This is a genomic window from Oceanobacillus massiliensis str. N'diop (assembly GCF_000285495.1).
GTDB lineage: Bacteria > Bacillota > Bacilli > Bacillales > Amphibacillaceae > Oceanobacillus > Oceanobacillus massiliensis.
The window spans coordinates 299,549-319,385 of the sequence record NZ_HE610978.1; the positions used below are offsets into that span (position 1 = coordinate 299,549).

General features: G+C 41.6%; 17 protein-coding genes, 1 other RNA gene, 1 pseudogene and 1 other annotated feature. Of the genes and pseudogenes, 2 read left to right on the plus strand and 17 right to left on the minus strand.

The window, feature by feature from the left end; genetic code table 11:
* Positions 1-65 precede the first annotated feature (65 nt).
* The 14 genes and pseudogenes from udk to cymR all read right to left on the minus strand — a co-directional run bounded on the left by udk (position 66) and on the right by cymR (position 13,890).
* Positions 66-701, minus strand: coding sequence for a uridine kinase (udk, locus tag OMHG_RS11425; RefSeq protein ID WP_010650992.1), 636 nt, complete (start codon positions 699-701; stop codon positions 66-68).
* A 20-nt stretch (positions 702-721) separates the two neighbouring features.
* Positions 722-1,363, minus strand: coding sequence for an O-methyltransferase (locus tag OMHG_RS11430; RefSeq protein WP_010650993.1), 642 nt, complete (start codon positions 1,361-1,363; stop codon positions 722-724).
* Between the two features lie 62 nt (positions 1,364-1,425).
* Positions 1,426-2,544 carry an endolytic transglycosylase MltG gene (mltG, locus tag OMHG_RS11435; protein ID WP_010650995.1) on the minus strand — a complete coding sequence of 373 codons (1,119 nt, stop codon included), beginning with the start codon at positions 2,542-2,544 and terminating at the stop codon, positions 1,426-1,428.
* A gap of 122 nt (positions 2,545-2,666) precedes the next feature.
* The gene (locus OMHG_RS11440) at positions 2,667-2,948 is read right to left on the minus strand and encodes a DUF1292 domain-containing protein (protein WP_010650996.1); all 282 of its coding nucleotides are present in this window, start codon (positions 2,946-2,948) and stop codon (positions 2,667-2,669) included.
* Positions 2,949-2,989: 41 nt separating this feature from the next.
* Positions 2,990-3,373 carry a Holliday junction resolvase RuvX gene (gene ruvX / locus OMHG_RS11445; RefSeq protein ID WP_010650997.1) on the minus strand — a complete coding sequence of 128 codons (384 nt, stop codon included), beginning with the start codon at positions 3,371-3,373 and terminating at the stop codon, positions 2,990-2,992.
* Positions 3,370-3,639 carry an IreB family regulatory phosphoprotein gene (locus OMHG_RS11450; RefSeq protein ID WP_010650998.1) on the minus strand — a complete coding sequence of 90 codons (270 nt, stop codon included), beginning with the start codon at positions 3,637-3,639 and terminating at the stop codon, positions 3,370-3,372. The genes ruvX and OMHG_RS11450 overlap by 4 nt, the downstream gene beginning before the upstream one ends.
* 97 nt (positions 3,640-3,736) lie before the next feature.
* Positions 3,737-6,377: pseudogene (gene alaS, locus OMHG_RS11455) on the minus strand (alanine--tRNA ligase).
* Between the two features lie 55 nt (positions 6,378-6,432).
* Positions 6,433-6,640, minus strand: a binding site (T-box leader).
* 43 nt (positions 6,641-6,683) lie between these two features.
* Positions 6,684-7,718: an AI-2E family transporter gene (locus OMHG_RS11460; RefSeq protein WP_315969520.1), complete on the minus strand. Its 1,035-nt coding sequence runs from the start codon at positions 7,716-7,718 to the stop codon at positions 6,684-6,686.
* Between the two features lie 82 nt (positions 7,719-7,800).
* Entirely contained in the window at positions 7,801-7,989 is a 189-nt protein-coding gene (locus OMHG_RS19075; protein WP_010651000.1) for a hypothetical protein, read from the minus strand.
* 69 nt (positions 7,990-8,058) lie between these two features.
* The gene (gene recD2, locus OMHG_RS11470; RefSeq protein WP_010651001.1) at positions 8,059-10,380 is read right to left on the minus strand and encodes an SF1B family DNA helicase RecD2; all 2,322 of its coding nucleotides are present in this window, start codon (positions 10,378-10,380) and stop codon (positions 8,059-8,061) included.
* Positions 10,381-10,405: 25 nt separating this feature from the next.
* Complete coding sequence (locus tag OMHG_RS11475; protein ID WP_010651002.1) at positions 10,406-11,068, minus strand: tetratricopeptide repeat protein; 663 nt, start codon at positions 11,066-11,068, stop codon at positions 10,406-10,408.
* 15 nt (positions 11,069-11,083) lie between these two features.
* Positions 11,084-12,196 (minus strand): tRNA 2-thiouridine(34) synthase MnmA, encoded by a 1,113-nt coding sequence (gene mnmA / locus OMHG_RS11480; protein ID WP_010651004.1) that lies wholly within the window; start codon positions 12,194-12,196, stop codon positions 11,084-11,086.
* A 13-nt stretch (positions 12,197-12,209) separates the two neighbouring features.
* Positions 12,210-13,352 carry a cysteine desulfurase family protein gene (locus OMHG_RS11485; RefSeq protein WP_010651005.1) on the minus strand — a complete coding sequence of 381 codons (1,143 nt, stop codon included), beginning with the start codon at positions 13,350-13,352 and terminating at the stop codon, positions 12,210-12,212.
* A gap of 118 nt (positions 13,353-13,470) precedes the next feature.
* Entirely contained in the window at positions 13,471-13,890 is a 420-nt protein-coding gene (cymR, locus tag OMHG_RS11490) for a cysteine metabolism transcriptional regulator CymR (protein WP_010651006.1), read from the minus strand.
* Between the two features lie 138 nt (positions 13,891-14,028).
* Here cymR and OMHG_RS11495 point away from each other — a divergent pair, with 138 nt between their 5' ends.
* Both OMHG_RS11495 and OMHG_RS11500 read left to right on the plus strand, forming a co-directional pair.
* Entirely contained in the window at positions 14,029-15,306 is a 1,278-nt protein-coding gene (locus OMHG_RS11495) for a replication-associated recombination protein A (protein WP_010651007.1), read from the plus strand.
* 126 nt (positions 15,307-15,432) lie between these two features.
* Complete coding sequence (locus OMHG_RS11500; protein ID WP_010651008.1) at positions 15,433-16,098, plus strand: RsfA family transcriptional regulator; 666 nt, start codon at positions 15,433-15,435, stop codon at positions 16,096-16,098.
* Between the two features lie 194 nt (positions 16,099-16,292).
* Here the strand turns inward: OMHG_RS11500 and ssrS are convergent.
* The 3 genes from ssrS to hisS all read right to left on the minus strand — a co-directional run bounded on the left by ssrS (position 16,293) and on the right by hisS (position 19,637).
* A non-coding RNA gene (gene ssrS / locus OMHG_RS17970) (6S RNA) lies at positions 16,293-16,477 on the minus strand.
* 105 nt (positions 16,478-16,582) lie between these two features.
* On the minus strand, positions 16,583-18,352 hold the full coding sequence (gene aspS / locus OMHG_RS11505) for an aspartate--tRNA ligase (protein ID WP_010651009.1): 1,770 nt from the start codon (positions 18,350-18,352) through the stop codon (positions 16,583-16,585).
* Complete coding sequence (gene hisS, locus OMHG_RS11510) at positions 18,345-19,637, minus strand: histidine--tRNA ligase (protein ID WP_010651011.1); 1,293 nt, start codon at positions 19,635-19,637, stop codon at positions 18,345-18,347. The genes aspS and hisS overlap by 8 nt, the downstream gene beginning before the upstream one ends.
* Between the last annotated feature and the right edge of the window lie 200 nt (positions 19,638-19,837).

Here is a 19,837-nt window from a genome sequence, read left to right on the forward strand (position 1 = left end):
GTATTAAGAATATACTAATCAATACTATGGCAGATTTGAATTAAATTTTCAATCTTTTTGACTGTTTATTTTCTTTTGCTCCTATCAAGAATGTTCTCTATCTTCGTAGCCATGATATCGATAGCTACATGGTTCTGGCCGCCTTCGGGAATGATGATGTCCGCGTAACGTTTCGTCGGTTCGATAAACTGCAGATGGGATGGTCTTACGTTATTGATATATTGATCGATTACCGAATCAAGGGTACGGCCTCTTTCTTTAATGTCACGCAATAGTCTTCGAATAATCCGAAGATCCGCATCTGTATCCACGAAAACCTTTATATCCATGAGATCTACCAACCTTGGATCTTCAAGGATCAAAATACCTTCAACGATTATTACTTCTTTCGGTTCGACAAGAATGACATCATCAGATCTGGTATGGATCTTATAATCGTATACGGGCTTATTGACAGGTTTATTATCAAGCAAATTGTGAAGATGTTCAATCAGCAAGTCATTATCGAATGCCAGCGGATGATCATAATTCGTGTTTAACCGTTCTTCAAGTGGAAGATGGCTTTGATCCTTATAGTAATAATCCTGTTCTATCACTAGAATGGTTTTGTCTGTAAATCGCTGGCAAATGGAACGGGTTACAGAGGTTTTTCCGCTTCCGCTTCCGCCAGCAACACCAATAACTACCGGTTTATCTTTCAAAGCTGCCACACTCTCCTTCGTTAACTTTTTTTGTAGCTCACTGCAACTCCATCGCCGATAGGAATAATAGACGTTGTAAAATCTGGGTGGCTCATTAGCATCTGATTATAGCTTCTTATCTTTTCAACCATTTTAGTGTATCTTTTTGGAACATCTTCTGGGTTTGCAACGAAACCTCTGAACAATACGTTATCCGAAATGATCATTCCGTTTGGGTTCAACATCGGTTCAGCAAGCTCAAAAAAACGCTGGTATTGCCCCTTTGCTGCATCGATGAACAATAAATCGAAGGTACTGCCATTCTCCGATAATTGCTGTAGCTTGTCCAATGCATCGCCATATATCACTTCAATCTGTTGTTCCTTGTTTAGTTCCCTGATATGTTCCATAGCCTGAGCGTAACGGTGTTCATCTTTTTCTATCGTTACGATCGAAGCATCTGGTGCAGCTTCCAGCATCCTTAGTGCTGAATAGCCAATAGCAGTACCGATTTCCAATATTCGATGCGGCCTTGAAATTCTGATCAGCTGCATCACCAGGTTTATGCCGGCCTTATCCATGATCGGTACATTTTCAGCCAGTGCCATTTCTTCAAGCTTCACTACCCAGTCCGCTTGTAAAGGCAAAGTATCCGTTAAATAATCTTTCAATTTTTCATTCATATGCCATACCTCTTATCCCTATAAAAATGGGAAATGTGAAGCAATTACTCCACATCCCCATTTTAATTCATGTATTTATCTCTATTTTGACGATGCTCTTCAAATGTCTCTGCAAAGTATATATTACCCTCGCCATCATGGAGAAAATATAGATTATTCGAATCTTCAGGAGCTACTACAGCCTTCAGGGAATTTTCGGCAAAGTTCGAGATTGGTCCAATTGGAAGTGCTTCAACAAGATACGTATTATATGGTGAATCTATCTCGAGATCTTCATATGTTACTGTCTCATTATGCTCACCAAGCGCATACAACACGGTCGGATCTGTCTGAAGCGGCATACCTTCTTCTATTCGATTATAGAAAACACCTGATATTTGTGCCCGCTGGTCCTCACTCGCAGTCTCTCTTTCCACTATAGAGGCAAAGGTAAGTGCCTCATGCGGGGTAAATCCAAGCTGTTCGATTTGCTCTGCATAAGCTGAATAGACCTTCTGTGTTTGTGAAAGCATTGTTTCAATGACAAGCTCAATACTCGGCTCCTCTTCATAGAACTGATAGGTGGATGCAAACAGATAACCCTCTAAAGGTGTCTTAATTTCAGGATCCAGAACGGTCTCTGACAAAATATCCGGATAGGCTGCAATCAATTCATTGATATATTCCTCATCGCTTGCCTTATCCAGGAATTCTTCTTTGGAAAAATGTAATTTTCCGCTAAAAATGCCCGCTATCTGGTCAATGGTAAGACCTTCAGGGATTGTAATTGTATGCACAGCTTCAAGCATTACTTTCCCATTTTTCAAAGACTCGATAATTTCATCAAAAGTTACTGCAGGTGTGAATGTATATTCTCCGGCCTGAAACTCAGATTCATTATTGAACTTCGTATATAATCGAAATATCCGTCCGTCCTTTATAATCCCATTTTCTTCAAGAATCGCTGCTATGGAAGAAGTTGAAGAACCGATGGGTACATCGATTGTAATCTCTTCGTCACTATCCGGATCAACCGGTTCAAGTGCAGACTTAACATACATGTAGCCGGAAATGCCGCCAATCAAAACAATCAGCGCTAGGGCTATAACGATGATAAAGACAATCTTCCTGACTGTTTTGGCTTCTTCGCTTCTAGCGGTAAGGTTGTCCTTAAAATCGCCAGTCAGTTTCTTTTTAGACATTAAGTATCCCCCTTTCACCCGGTATATTATACTAAATAAAGAACTTTTAATCCATCATATAGGGGATTACAAGCAAAAACTGATGTCTATTTACAGACATCAGCCGCTTTTATCTTTCATTCTTACGCTTCGTCTTCTTCATCTGCCAATGTGTTAAGCATTTCTTCGACCAATTCCCATTCCTCATCCGATTCTATAGGGAAAAGTGTGAAGTCTTCATTATCCTGTTCTTCAAAACGGAATGCATAAACTTCCACTTCATCCTCTTCTGCCTGTTCAGCAGGAACCACTGCAATATAGGATTGCTCCGTATCATCTACATCAAATGTAAAGAGGACTTCAAATAAATGTTCATCGCCATTCTCATCCGGTATAATAATTCTTTCTTTTTCTTCCAAAGCCATTCGAACACTCCTTTATTTTTGATTTAGGTAGCCTTGTAAAATCATAACAGCAGCCATCTTATCAATAACTTTTTCCTTTTCTTTCTGCTCATGTCTGCTTCAAGAAGTACTCTTTCGGCTGCAATTGTAGAGAGCCGCTCATCCCATAGTTCTGCTGGAATGCCGTGCACTTCCTCTATATGGCGTGCATATCGCTGTGAAGCCTCTCCGCGTTCTCCAATCGAACCATTCATGTTCTTTGGAAATCCTACAATAGCTTTGCCAATTTCGTGTGTTTCTATAATCGATTTTAACTCTGCATCGGCCGAGTCAATCTCATTTTCATCCCAGTTGATTGTCGTCAACCCCTGAGCTGTCCAGCCAAAAGCATCACTGACTGCAACTCCGATGGTTTTTGAACCAACATCCAAGCCTATTATCTTCATTTACTCTCCCTGTTCTGTTCCAAGTAGAATTTTACCAGCTCTTCGATCACTTCATCACGTTCCACTTTACGAATCAGATTTCTGGCATCGTTGTATCTCGGAATATACGCAGGGTCACCAGATAATAAATAGCCTACTATCTGATTGATTGGATTATATCCTTTTTCCTGCAGTGATTCATGGACAGTCAAAAGTATATCTTTGATATCCTGATCAAATGGCTCTTCTGAAAAATTGAACTTCATCGTTTTATCAATTGAACTCATCGTGACACCTCGTTCCAAGTTTGCCTTCTAAAAATAGTTTAACATGTTTATTGGTATTATTATACTTTTTTAATGTCTGGGACACAAACCTGCTGATTTATTTTACGTTTTCGATCATATAATTCCTTGCCGATTCAAGTGCCTCGTCAATCTTGGCGGGATCCTTCCCTCCAGCCTGAGCCATATCCGGACGGCCTCCACCGCCCCCGCCGCAAATTGTGGCAGCTTGTTTAATCAAGTTCCCTGCATGCAGACCTTTTGCAATCAAATCTTTGGAAACACCCGCAGCCAGGAGTACCTTTCCATCATTATCTGCGGCAAGTAAAATTACACCGCTGTCTAATTTCTGTTTCAAATCATCCACCATATTGCGGAGCTGGTTCATGTCAGCAACATTGACTTTTTGTGCCAGCAGCGGGATTTCCTGAACATTTTCAATCTGATCCAGAATGGAAGAAGCCTCCATATTGGATAATTTGGCACTTAACGATTCATTTTCTTTTTGCAATGCTTTTAATTCCTGCTGTAACCCATCAATTTTCTCAGGAAGCTGTTCATCGTTTGCCTTAACCAGCATTGCAGATGTGCTCAATAATTCAAGCTTGTTATTCAGAAACGCATATGCATGTTTGCTTGTGACAGCTTCGATTCTTCTTGTTCCCGCACCAATGCCGCTTTCAGAAATGATTTTAAATAATCCTATTTCTGATGTATTCGTTACATGGCAGCCGCCACATAATTCAAGACTATAGCTGCCAATTTGGACAACCCGTACGACATCGCCATATTTTTCACCGAATAATGCCATTGCGCCCATTTCTTTTGCTTCATCCAATTTCTTATTATCGATTGCTACAGCGATGGACTCCCATACCTTCTCATTTACAATCCTTTCCACTTGTCCCAATTCTTCATTGGAAACACTGCTGAAATGGGAAAAAATCAAACCGTAATCGTTCTGGAGTCACTAAGGATCCAGCCTGATTAACATGCTTGCCCAATACATCCTTCAATGCCTGGTGGAGTAAATGTGTTGCCGTATGGTTCTTGACAACGGACGAGCGGAAACGGGAATCCACTATTGCTTTTACCTTATCACCGGTACGGAATTCACCGTCTTTGATTTGCACCCTGTGGATATTTTGCCCCTTAGGTGATTTCTTAACATCTACGACATAGGCAGCTGCAGTGTCCGTATATATCCAGCCATGATCGGCAACCTGACCACCGCTTTCAGCATAGAATGGTGTTTCATGGAGAAACAGGAAGACTTCATCATCTTTCGCTGCTGTCTCAACGACTTCTTTTCCACCAATCATTATCGCTACTGTTGTTTCGGCCTCAAGCTGGCTATAGCCTATAAACTTACTGTCTATATCTATGTCACTTAAAATGGTATCCTGCACCTGCATGGAGTCCACTTTTTGTCTGGCGCTTCTTGCACGTTCCCGCTGCTTTTGCATTTCACGGTTATAGCCTTCATTATCTACCGTAAATCCCTGCTGTTCCACATATTCGGAAGTGAGTTCTTTTGGAAACCCATACGTATCATATAAACGGAAAACTTCCTTGCCCGGAAATACTGTATTGCCAGCCTGTTTTTCCTGCTCCATAAGTGTCGTTAGGATTTCAAGTCCATCATTTAATGTTTCATGGAATCGTTCTTCTTCAACCTTAATGATATTTTTGATGAATTCCTGCTGTTCCAGAACTTGCGGGTAGAAATCCTTCATAATATCTCCAACAGTAGTCACTAATTCATACATAAACGGCTTTTCGATTCCAATCTCTTTAGCAAAACGGACAGCTCTTCGAACAAGTCTGCGCAGGACATAGCCTCTTCCTTCATTCGACGGAACTGCACCATCTCCAATGGCAAAGCTTACCGTTCTGATATGATCGGCAATCACTTTAAACGCGGTATCGCCTGCTGCGTCTTTTCCATATGCTGTATTTGAAATCTCTTCCGTTTTGCGAATAATCGGCATAAATAAATCTGTCTCAAAGTTCGTTGGCACTTCCTGTATAATCGAAGTCAGACGTTCAAGACCCATGCCTGTATCAATGTTTTTCTTCGGCAGTGGTGTGTACGTGTCATCCGGATTATGGTTGAATTGTGAAAATACAAGATTCCACACTTCCAGGTAGCGATTATTCTCTCCACCGGGATAAAGCTCCGGGTCGCCAGGATCATTACCATACTTTTCTCCCCGGTCATAAAATATTTCCGTATTGGGTCCGCTTGGCCCTTCTCCGATATCCCAGAAATTTTCTTCCAGACGGATAATACGTTCCTTCGGCAATTTGATATCATTTAGCCAAATTTCATATGCTTCATCATCTTCCGGATGGACCGTTACAGATAGCAGTTCCTTATCGAATCCAATCCATTTATCATCTGTAAGGAATTCCCATGCCCAGTCAATTGCCTCTTTTTTGAAATAATTACCAATGGAGAAATTCCCCAGCATTTCAAAAAAAGTATGGTGGCGTGCTGTAAAACCAACATTTTCAATATCATTTGTACGGATTGATTTTTGGGCATTCACAATACGCGGATTCTCCGGTATGACCCTTCCATCAAAGTATTTTTTCAATGTGGCAACACCACTGTTGATCCATAACAAGGTTGGATCATCATTTGGAACAAGTGAAGCGCTTGGTTCAACTTGATGTCCTTTTTCCTTGAAAAAGTCAATAAACATTTGTCTGATTTCTGCTGAGCTTAATTGTTTCATCATATACCTCCCATAATCATTCGATAAAAATAAAAAAATCCCCTCTCTGCAGTATTGCAGGGACGAGATTTGATCGCGGTACCACCCTAATTATGAATGAATTGCTTCATTCATCACTTCATCATGTTAACGGTATGACACCGGCGGGGTTTGTCCGCACTCCGGATTAGCTTTCCATGACATGTGTTTAGAATCTCTTGCAGCCTCGGAAATTCCTCTCTAAAAACCATCATTCATGTACTCTTAACCATCAGCGTTTTTGATTTTATTATGCTAGCGATATTATATGAAACTTTTGGATCATTGTCAACGATAAGAACGCAGGGCAAGGATCTGGGCAACAATAACTTTTGATATGGTCAGTACCGGTACCGCAAGAATCATTCCGCGTACACCAAACAAGCTACCTCCAAGCAGCAAGACAAAGATTATTGCAACTGGATGAATCTCTATACTTCTGCCCATTATGTATGGCGACAAAAGGTTCCCATCGATGATTTGTATAATGAAAATCGCGATAATGACAAGAATCGCCTTGTTCCCAGCGGTGGTGAATGAAATGGCTACAGCAGGAATGGCACCAATGATGGGCCCAAAATAAGGAATTATATTCGTAATACCCATGATGACAGATAGCAATAGGGCATATTTAATATTCAATAATTTAAAAAGAACCAGTGATGTGAGGCCGACAAAAGCGCTGACAATCAACTGGCCCCGGATATACCCGCCAAGCCCTTTATCGATCTCCTGCATTAATTTAGTCGCATCATCCCTATAACGTACGGGAATGAATTTGACGATAAAGGATTTGATTGTCGTGTAGTCCTTAATGAAGTAAAAGACAAGAACTGGGATGACGGTAATGATGATTAGCATATCCACAATCTTGGCAAAACCGCCAATAAGCCGATTCAGCAGGCGTTCAAGGGATGTCTCCAGGGAAAATACCAGCTCATCAATCTTATCGTGAATCGTTTCCGGTAAGAAAGACGTATAATTATATAACTGGTAGATTAAGTTCTCGTACATATCGATAAATTGAGGGAGATTTTCATTTAAATCTCTCAGCTGGTGGACAATTGCCGGATATCCCCTATATAGCAGGTAGCCTGTTCCCCCAAAGAAAATAAAATAAATCAGCAGGATTGCCAGGCTTCTCGGAATGTTCATACCATGCAATTTTTCAACCAATGGATGCAATAGATAAGCAATAAGGCCAGCAACAATAAAAGGAATGAGCAATCTCCAAAGAAATGAAAAAAAGCTCCATAATACGGCATCGTTTTTACGAATAAAAATGAGAATATAAACAAAACAATACCAATCAGCAAGAAATATAGGATGGTAAACCGTTTCTTCTCGTCAAACATGAAAGACACTCCTCAGCAGAATAAACTTTATTCCTATAGTTCGGAGTACTTTACGGAAGTTGTCTTTGTTCCTTTGTGAAAAGATCGTCGAGCGAACTAAGACTGCCATCAGATTCAATCTGATGCACCATTAATTCATTGCCGGATATAGTCATTTCAATGCAACAGGTCCAACAGAAATAATCCTGTGTACCTATCTTACCGATATCTTTACCATTGCAATTCGGACAGCGCAGCATATACATACCCCTTTTCGGATAATACGCTACTATCGTTGCCCAAAATCCCCTATTCCATACCCTAAAAAATCACATAAAATCATAGGGCGAAATTTCGTGTTCCTCTGAGTCAAGATTCGCTGGTATTGTGATATCTTCCAATCTCGCAGTTAATTGTTCCTTTAAAGAGGTATAACGCTTATTCGTATCCTTTGTCTGAATACCACGCATAAATGCCTGCTGTTCTCCGCAGATTATCAACGATTCTTTACTTCTTGTTATTGCTGTATAGAGAAGATTCTTTCTGAGCATCCGGTTATAGGTGGATACAACAGGCAAGATGACAATCGGAAATTCACTTCCCTGTGATTTATGGATAGAGATGCAATAGGCATGCATGAAATTGACGTAATCCTTACGCTCATAGACTACTTCCCTATCATCAAACGTTATGACCACCTGCTCGACATTTTCCTTGTTTTCATCTGGTTTAAAAATTGCTGCTACCTCTCCAATATCCCCGTTATAAACACCATCTTCAGGCTGGTTTACCAGCTGGATCACCTTGTCGCCTACACGGTAAATCACATCATTGAACTTGACTTCTCTTCGTCTCTTCGTCATTGGGTTGATGAGATTCTGCAGTTCTTTATTGATCGTGGTGATCCCTGCCTGTGTCCGGTACATCGGTGCGAGCACTTGGATGTCACGCACATCCATTCCTTTATCCAGTGCCTTTTTTATGATAGATGTTATGACCTGGACCATATGATGTTCGAAACATGAAATAAAGCTGAAATCCTTATCATTCTTAAGTGATTCAATCGTACATGCATCATTTTTGATTTCATGTGCAAGCTGAATGATTTTGGATCCTTCCTTTTGACGATACACTTCATTCAAACTTACAAATGGCAATAAAGCACTGCCCAATAAATCGGAAAGCACCTGTCCCGGCCCGACAGATGGTAGCTGATCCTCATCTCCTACAAGCAGAATCTGCATATCGTCCGGTATGGCCTTAAATAAACTGTTTGCCAGCCAGGTATCAACCATCGAAAATTCATCCACGATTAAAAACTTTCCTGAGAGCTGTTCTTGTTCGTCTTTATCAAAACCGTCACTTCCATTCCAGCCCAGAAGTCTATGTATAGTCAGTGCGGGAAGACCGGTTGATTCATTTAGCCGTTTCGCCGCCCGTCCAGTAGGAGCAGTTAATATGAATGGAAAATCCTGCTTATTCTCATAATCTGCAGGGTCAAGCGATACTTGGTGAATGGTGGCATATGCCTTGAGAATTCCTTTGATTACCGTTGTCTTCCCTGTACCTGGGCCGCCTGTTAATATCATTATTTTCGAATGGAGTGATTGGTTGATTGCTGAAAACTGTTCTTTTCCATAGCTCAGTACTTCAGCTTCTTCAATTTCACCGGTTATTTTCATGAGTTCAGCCAACGACGTCTCACTCTCGATAGGCTTGCTCATTATTCGTTTCAGATTGGAAACAAAGCCATCTTCTGCATAATATAGCGAAGGCAGATATACATTGCCATTTTGGATAATCAATTTTTTCTCAGCATTCAGCTCTTCCATTCTATCGGTAATAATCGACGTTTCTTCCGGCTGTATAGCAAGAAGCCCCGAAACTTGATCCACGCAAAGGTCCACTGGCAGGAAAACGTGGCCTTCCTGAATACTATTTTGCAGAATATAAATACATCCTGCCCCAATCCGATTCGGGTGTGTCAATGATAATCCATTCTGACTGGCAATCTCATCGGCTGTTCGGAAGCCAAACCCCTCAACATCAAAAACATATTGATAGGGATCCTTTTTCAGAATATCAATTGCCTCTTCTTTATACTTCTGATATACGTTTTGAGCCATTTTCAATCCAATTCCATAATTGGAAAGGAAGACTGCTACATGCTCAAATCCCTGATTATCTCTAAGACTCTTCGCCAAACGCTCAGCAGCTTCTTTATTTAGTCCAGGAACCCCCTGCAAAACATTTTCGTCTTGAAGAATTTTGCTTATAGCCGTTTCTCCCAGGTGTTCAATGATGCGTTCTGCGGTCTTTTTGCCGATTCCATAAAAAAGATCACTTGATAAGTAAGCAGCCAAACCATCCTTAGTATCGGGTACAATGGTTTTATAGGATGTCACTTTATACTGCAGGCCAAATCTTGCATGCCTTTCAAACTCGCCATAAAAAAAATAGGTTGTTTGTTCCTGGAGATTGGAAAAATACCCTTTTGCAACAATCTCTTTTTCTTTGAAGTTTTCATTCGTCTCTTGGACGCGAAGCTTAACGATCGAAAAATGTTCTGCTTCGTTATGAAATATGGTATATAATATTTCACCTTTCATATATCCCAATTCTTCATTTGATTGTTGCTGATCCTGTTCCATTCCAAACAACCTCACTATTCTCTACCTAATTTTCATTCAATAACTGCTCGACATTCTTCTTCCCGTTTGCAGCAAGAACATGATCGGGCTGAATCCGGAGCGCCTCTTCAAAATGATGCAGTGCCGCTGCTGTCTGGTCGTTGAATAAGGAAAGGACACCCAGATTATAATGGGCATCACTGTGTTCACTATTCATATCCAGTACTCGGCGGAACACTGTATCGGCATCCTTCAATATATTGCTTTGCGCAAGAGACAGTCCATATTGAAACAGGATTTCCTCATCTTCTGCATCCAATTCCGTTGCCCTCAGAAGGTATGGCAAAGCCAATCTATACTGTTCCTGATTCTGCAGGGTCAGTCCAAGCATGTAGTAGACATCACTTTCCTCCAGACCAAGTTCAATCGCTTTATGAAAATTGTGCTGCGCTTTCTCATAAAGGGAATTTTCAAAGTAAAGATTCCCCAAACCGTAATAGGCTGTAGCAGCTTCAGAATCCAGTTCAATTGCCTTCTTAAAAAACCGCTCCGCACGGTCATTTTCATTCAATTGAATTAATAGATTGCCAAAATTGATATAGCCTAACGCCTCATTCGGATGCTCTTCAATAACCTCATTGAATAATCTGGCCGCCTCAGCGAAGTTCTGTTCTTGCATATACTTTATTGCCTGTGCATTTTTATCCATCGAATTACTCCTTACCTATCCTACATATTCCAGCGCATGATCATTCTTTATGATCTCATCGATCGTTCCACCGCCAAGACATACTTCCCCATCGTAAAAGACAACAGCTTGTCCAGGGGTTATTGCACGCTCTCTGCTGTCAAATTCGACAAATGCTTTACCGTCGCTTTGTATGCTGACCGTTACCTGACTGTCCTTTTGACGGTAGCGGAATTTGGCCGTGCAGCTAAATCTTTCCGTGATAACATCCGCGTTGATCCAGTTTAGATCCGTCGCCACCAAGGCATCTGAATAGAGCTTTTCATTGCTGAATCCCTGTTCGACATACAGAATATTATCCTTCAGATTCTTGCCGACAACAAACCATGGATCTCCTGAACCGCCAATACCAAGACCTTGCCGCTGTCCGATCGTGTAGTACATGAGACCATCATGACGGCCCATCACTGCCCCATCAAGTGTCTGCATTTCTCCAGGCTGTGCAGGTAAATATTCACTTAGAAATTCTTTAAAATTACGTTCCCCGATAAAGCAGATTCCGGTTGAATCTTTCTTATCTGCTGTAACCAAACCATGCTCCTTGGCAATCCTTCTTACTTCTGATTTGGGCATATGTCCAAGCGGGAACATTACTTGCTTCAAGACATCTGCAGACAATTGGTTGAGAAAATAGGTCTGGTCCTTGTTGTCATCCACACCCCGGAGCATCTCAATACGCCCGTCAGTTTCTTTGACTTGTGCATAATGCCCTGTTGCCAGATAATCGGCTCCAAGGGACATCGCATGGTCAAGAAAGGCCTTGAATTTAATCTCTTTATTACACATTACATCTGGATTTGGTGTACGTCCCGCTTTATATTCATCCAGAAAATAGGTGAACACTTTATCCCAATATTGCTTTTCAAAATTAACGGAGTAATATGGGATGTCCAGCTGGTTGCAGACACGCACGACATCGTCAAAATCCTCTGTTGCCGTACAGACCCCAAACTCATCTGTATCATCCCAGTTTTTCATAAAGATGCCGACTACATCATAGCCCTGCTCCTTTAGAAGCAAAGCAGCTACTGAAGAATCAACACCACCGCTCATCCCGACTACTACCCGAATATCTTTATTGCTTTTCATCTGATTCAGTCCCTTATATTGTTAATCGTTTTACTATCCGCGAAACCCGTTTTGCAGCTTCTTCCACGTTCTCCTTTGTATTGAAGATGCCAAAGCTGAAACGTATGGAATTGGTTGTACATGGATTATCTTTTCCAAACATGGCCGTCAATACATGAGATGGTTCAACACTTCCGGCTGTGCACGCACTTCCGCTTGAAGCAGCGATTCCTTCCAAGTCAAAATTTGTTAGCAGTGCCTCTACATTGGCACCAGGAAAACTGATATTTACAATCGAAGGTATTGCTGACTCCGGATCACCGTTCACTTCAAAGCGAATTCCATTCTCACGCAGCTCTTGAATGAACAAATCCTTGAATCCTTTATATTCTTCATTTCTTGATTGCCGTTTGTCCATTGATAGTTCGACCGCTTTTTTAAAACCGGCAGCCCCAGCTATATTTTCAGTCCCTGGACGGCGTTTTCTTTCCTGTTCCCCGCCAAATTGCAGGGCATCAATCTTAATCCGTTCGTCCGCATACAGAAAACCGATTCCTTTTGGACCATTTATTTTATGAGCGGACACGGTCAGCATATCAATGCCAGTTTCTTTTACATTTATATCAAGCAGTCCATAGGCTTGCACTGCATCAGTATGAAAATATGCCTGGTGATCCTTTAGTAGTTCGCCTATCTCTTTAATTGGCTGGATGATGCCAGTTTCATTATTGACATACATGACAGAGACAAGGATCGTTTCATCGGTTAAAGCACTGCGTAAATCCTCAAGCGCTATCTTGCCATTTTTGTAAACCGGCAGATACGTTACCCTGAATCCCATTTTTTCCAATGCTTCTGCAGTATGCAGCGCAGCATGGTGCTCCTGCACGGTCGTTATGATATGGTTCCCTTTATCCCGATTTGCAAGCGCAGTTCCCATTAAGGCAAGATTATCCGCCTCGGTTCCTCCACTGGTAAAAATAATTTCCTTTTCATTTGCATATATGCTTGCAGCCAGCACGCGTCTTGACTCATCCAGAAGCTGTCTTGCTTTTCTTCCGAATGAATGTACGCTCGAAGGGTTTCCAAATACCTCATTATAGACTGGCACCATTGCCTGAACAACCTCTTCGGCTATCGGAGAGGTTGCTGCATGATCCATATAGATTGGTTCCATAATACATTTCCTTTCCCTAGGGCAGACAGAATAGCTGACACGGCTTTGCCATTTCACAAAAATAAGCCATGGCTGCTTCTTTAAGCCCATATTCTCACATCATGCTTTTGATCGCATGTTATATATAAAACATATAGGCGTCCTGTGGATCATCATTTTCATGATTGGCCAATTCGTCCAAATTTGTTTTGTCCAGGACACCCTTTACGGCATCGCGAATTTGCAGCCATAAAGCCTGCTGTGCTGGCTTTTCAGCTTCAATCCCCTCTACGATTGTGAGCGGTCCTTCCAGAACACGAATAACATCACCTGCCGTAATCTCTCTTGGCTCTCTTGACAGAATATATCCGCCGTACGCTCCGCGGATACTTTTAATCAGACCGGCATTGCGGAGTGGAGAAGCAAGCTGTTCCAAATAATGCTCCGACAGATTATTTTCTTTTGCGATTGATTTCAATGATGTCGGACCTTCCCCGTGTTTCTTCGCTAGATCAATCATGATGGTTAATCCGTATCTACCTTTTGTTGATATCTTCATTAAATGCACCTCAAATTCTTTCTTTCGTCCATCATTCTATAATAAATGCTATTATAGCATGAATAGTATGTCCCTTGCATTTAAGCTGAATCGGGATTAAGCTTTTAAATATATTATTATATATAAAGGACGATTAAAATGAAACAAAAACCGCTCGCATTTCGAATGAGGCCCGAACATATAGAAGAAATTATCGGACAGGAGCATCTGGTCGGTGAGGGAAAGATTATCAATCGGATGGTTCAAGCGAAAAGACTGGCTTCCATGATTCTTTTCGGTCCACCCGGAACAGGAAAAACTTCCATGGCCTATGCACTTGCCAAAACAGTCGGTCTGCCTGTTAAAATGCTGAATGCCGTCGCAGACAAGAAGAAAGATATGGAAATTGTCGTCGAAGAAGCAAAGATGATGGGTCAGGTAGTATTGATTCTCGATGAAGTGCACCGTCTCGATAAAGCAAAGCAGGACTTCCTTCTGCCGCATCTGGAAAGCAATCTGGTAACCTTGATTGGCTGCACCACCAGCAACCCCTATCATTCCATCAATCCAGCAATCCGCAGCAGATGTCATCTATTTGAATTACAAGCCTTGACTCCGGACAATGTTAAGACTGCTATCATTCGTGCACTTAACAATAAGGAAGAAGGCTATGGCACACTTGATATCGAAATCACTGATGATGCCATAGAACATTTGGCAAACGCAGCAAATGGAGATCTCCGTTCAGCATTGAACGGACTGGAGCTGGCAGTATCGTCAACACCGGAAAATCCTGAAAATAAACGCTTAATCGACTTGCATACAACCGAAGAATGCATGCAGAAAAAGAGTTTTTCCCATGATAAAGACGGGGATGCCCATTATGATGTACTATCCGCCTTTCAAAAATCAATACGCGGCAGTGATGTGGATGCCTCACTTCATTATTTAGGAAGATTAATTGAAGCGGGTGATCTGGATAGCATTGCGCGACGAATGATTGTCATAGCCTATGAAGATATCGGTCTTGCAAATCCGCAGGCAGGTCCGAGAGCGGTTGCTGCTGTACAAGCTGCCGAGAGGCTCGGCTTTCCAGAGGCGAGAATTCCCTTGTCCGTTGCCATTGTCGAGCTGGCACTGTCTCCGAAATCAAATACTGCCTATAAGGCATTGGATGCAGCATTAACAGATATAAGGGCTGGCAAAAGCGGGGAAATCCCCTTGCATTTGAAGGATTCCCATTACCAGGGTGCGGCAAAACTCGGACGGGGAAATGATTACAAATATCCGCACAATTATGAAGGCGCGTGGATTAACCAGCAATATCTGCCAGACTCTATCAAAAACAAAAACTATTACCAGCCCAAGAACAGCGGGAAGTTCGAGCAGGCATTAAAGCAAGTTTATGATAAAATTCAGAGAGATAAAAAGAATTGACGTATAAATCCCTTTTTATGAGGCAACAATAGACTTAAAAGTTACAATCTATTGTTACTAGTGCATGTTCAAAGAGCAGTCTACAATCTTTGAACATCCTCTATTTATAAAAAGGAGTTGAACATATTGGTAAAAGTCAGACAGGATGCCTGGTCTCATGAGGATGATTTATTGCTAGCAGAAACAGTTTTACGTCATATCCGGGAAGGCAGCACACAACTGAATGCTTTTGATGAAGTCGGAGACAAATTGAACAGAACCTCTGCAGCCTGCGGTTTCCGCTGGAATGCAGAAGTTCGAACAAAGTATGAAAGTGCTATCGATCTTGCAAAAAGGCAGCGGAAAGAGAAAAAACGGGCAATGGGCACCGCAATGAAAAGAACGAGAGTACCAGCAATCCCTCTCTCAACTGTATATGATGCAGAGGAGACTGAAGAAGAAAACACATCCATGATGGTGTTGGAACAACCATCTATAAATCTTGACATGGTTATTCAGTTTTTACGAGAGTTGAAAAAAGACTATCATGCTTCCAATCAATCAAAATCCGCCCTGGAATCAACTGAAAAAGATAATGCCATGCTTAAAGCAAAGGTTGAGGAACTAGAGAAACAGCTTTCCAGTACGGAAAACCAGCTGGTATCGATCCAGGAGGATTATCAGACATTTATTCAAATAATGGATCGCGCAAGAAAAATGACCGTTTTGGATGACAAGGGAAGCCATGCATCTCCGGCATTCCGGATGGACAAAAACGGCAACTTGGAACAGCTTGCCCAGGGGAGCAATTAATAGTATTGCTCTATAGCCGCCCCCATGAATTCCAAAAAAGCTGGATTTGACGCGGCAGACAGAAAGCTAAGCAATTAACCAAAAACATTAAAAATCCGAACAGCTAAAAATTCTCATAAGAATTTAGAAGCGGTTCGGATTTTTCGTTGGTTAAAACACCTATGCCAACGCTATACTCTAATCATATGTATTCGTTCAATCCCGATTGTGCCGTCGACGTAAAGTTTTGATCCCGCTTTAAGCAAGTGGGTACCCTGTTTTATAGATATTGTACTTCCTCAAGCATGAGGCAGGTACGCACTATAAAAACAAAATCAGGTTCCCATTTTTATAGTTGTTCGGTCAAAATACTTGTAACAGACGAACACATCAGGATTGAACGATTTGTATCAATTTGTAAATATATATTAACATGCATATGATATTTTTTCAATATCCATAAATGTTAAATTACCATTACACACTGTAATAAAAAATGCTTTGGTCAGTCTTCCTTGTCGGCCAATTCGATTGAGAGTTCTCCAAGCTGAACATTGCTAACTTCACTTGGTGCATTCGTCAATAAGTCGGAGGCAGACGCCGTCTTAGGGAAAAGAATCGTATCTCTAAGATTTGATCTTCCTGCAAGAAGCATAATGATCCGGTCGAGACCTAGTGCAATCCCGCCATGTGGCGGAGCACCATACTCAAGCGCGTCCAGAAGGAACCCAAATTGGTCTCTCGCTTCTTCTTCACTGAATCCAAGTGCTTTAAACATATGATCCTGCTGCTCTTTTTGATAAATACGAATCGATCCGCCGCCTAATTCATATCCATTTAATACAAGGTCATAAGCATTGGCGCGAACGCTGCCAGGATCGGATTCAAGCTTCTCGATATCCTGCTCGATTGGGGAAGTGAATGGATGATGCGCTGCAAAATACCTGCCCATTTCCTCATCATATTCAAATAATGGCCAATCCGTTACCCATAGGAAATTAAACTTGTCTTCATTAATCATACCTAATTGCTTTCCTAGCTTTAAACGCAAAGCTCCAAGACTATCATAGACAACAGATGACTTATCTGCTACAAACAATAACAGATCTCCATCTTCTGCATTGGCCTTTTCTATTATGCAGGCTTTTTCTTCATCGGTAAGGAACTTAAGGATCGGTCCCTTCAGATCAGACCCTTCTGCCTTCAGCCATGCAAGACCTTTAGCTCCATATACTTTGACAAAGTCTGTAAGCTTATCGATGTCTTTCCGTGAAAAGTTTCCAGCTTCCCCTTTCACATTAAGTAAAGCAACCTTTCCACCAGCTTCAATTGCACCCTGAAAGACTTTAAAAGTGGATGAAGCCAAGACATCTGACACCTGAATTAATTCCAGATCAAATCGCGTATCCGGTTTATCGGAACCATAACGATTCATTGCTTCGTCATACGGCATTCTTGGCAATGGCAATTCAATATCAATATCCTTAACTTCCTTCACAACCTGCTGCATCATTTTTTCCGTCATTTCCATAATTTCATCACTGGTCAAGAATGAAGTTTCAATATCAATCTGGGTAAATTCCGGCTGACGGTCTGCACGGAGATCTTCATCACGGAAACATCTGGCTATCTGATAATACTTCTCGAAACCGCTCATCATAATTAACTGTTTGAATAATTGTGGTGACTGCGGCAATGCATAAAATTCGCCTGGATGTACACGGCTGGGGACAAGATAATCACGTGCCCCTTCAGGTGTGCTTTTTGTCAATATTGGTGTTTCCATCTCTAAAAACTCATTATCGTTTAAAAAGTTCCGAATAGACTGTGTTGTCCGGTGGCGCAATTTGAATGTTTCCTGCAAGGAGCTTCTTCTCAAATCCAAATAACGGTATTTCAGTCTGACATCCTCGTTGACATCTGTCTCGTCCTGTATAGCGAAAGGAGGTGTTTTGGATTTATTCAAGATATTGATCGATGTGGCAATCACTTCGATTCTACCTGTTTCCATCGTTGTATTTATGGTGGATTCATCGCGACCAACAACTTTACCGCTGATTTCCACAACATATTCCGAACGGATTCTTTCTGCAATTTCCAAAGCTTCCTGAGAATGGTCCGGATTAAACACAACCTGTACAATTCCTGACCTATCGCGCAAGTCTATAAAAATCAGCCCACCAAGATCACGTCTTTTCTGTACCCATCCTTTCAGTAAAATTTCTTGTCCAATGTATTCTTCCGATAGCTTTCCAGCTAATATCCGTTCACTCATCAACCTTACCTCCTGCAAACTTTTCCTTCATTTTTGCCGCAATGTCATTTAATGGTATTTCTACTTGCTCCCCTGTTTCCATTTCTTTTACATTGATAACCTGTTTTTCAAGTTCATCTTCACCTAGAACCAGAACATATCTCGAACGGTAACGATCGGCCGCTTTAAACTGCCCCTTCATCTTTCGCCCCTGATAATCCTTATCGACTTGAATCCCGCTCATCCGCAGCTCGTGTACCAGACGGGCGGCCGCTTTCTCTACAGCAGCAGAACCCATGGCAACTACAAAACAATCCAGATCATCGTCTGCAGGAATTTCTATATTTTCTGCTTCCAATGCCATTAACAGGCGTTCAAAACCCATACCAAAACCAATACCTGGTGTGTCAGGTCCGCCCAGCTCTTCTATCAAGCCATTATAGCGGCCGCCGCCAGCCAATGTTGTAATAGCTCCGAATCCAGAAGCTTCACTCATAATTTCAAAGGCAGTATGATTATAATAGTCAAGACCTCTGACAAGGTTTGCGTCGACCACATAGTCAATATCCATCATGGATAAATACTCCTGTACCTTGTCAAAATACAATTTAGATGCTTCATTCAAATAATCAAGAATAGATGGAGCAGTTTTCATTGCCGGATGATCACGGTCTGTCTTACAGTCAAGAATCCGCAGCGGGTTTTGGGAAAGTCTTGTCTGACAATCCTTGCAGAGCTCTTCTTTATGTGGTTCAAAATGCTTTACAAGCGCCTGTCTGTGATTATCTCTGCTTTCCTTATCTCCAAGGGAATTAACAACCAGTTTCAATGATTTCAATCCTAATTGCTTGTAAACCGTCATCGCCAGATCAATAACTTCTGCATCGACCGCCGGATCATCGCTTCCAAGGACCTCCACTCCAAACTGATTAAGCTGACGCATACGGCCTTTTTGCGGACGCTCATAGCGAAACATCTGTGCAAAATAATAAAGCTTAACAGGCTGGTTTGGTTCACCGAATAACTTGTTTTCGACAAAGGCCCTTGCTACTGACGCTGTTCCTTCAGGTCTTAAAGTTAAGCTTCTGCCGCCGCGATCCTCAAAGGTATACATTTCCTTTTGGACAATATCTGTAGAATCCCCGACACCACGCTGAAATACTTCCGTATGCTCAAACAAAGGTGTTCGAATCTCTTTAAAATGGAATCTGTTACAAACATCTTTAATTATATTTTCGGCATATTGCCATTTAGCTGCATCCTTAGGCAATAGATCCACTGTACCTCTTGGCGCTTTCATATTCATCTTTATAACCCCCGATATTAAATTATAAAACAAGGCTGTTTTCTCAAAGTTTGTTGTTTTGCATAAAATATATAAAATGCGACGTAATTTGATGATGTGTTTTATCTCCACTCCGGAAATACACTGCGCTTTCCGCGGGCTCGCGATGAGCCTCCTCGCTCGCAAAGTTCGCTCCCTGTGGGGTCTCATCGTCTTCGCTT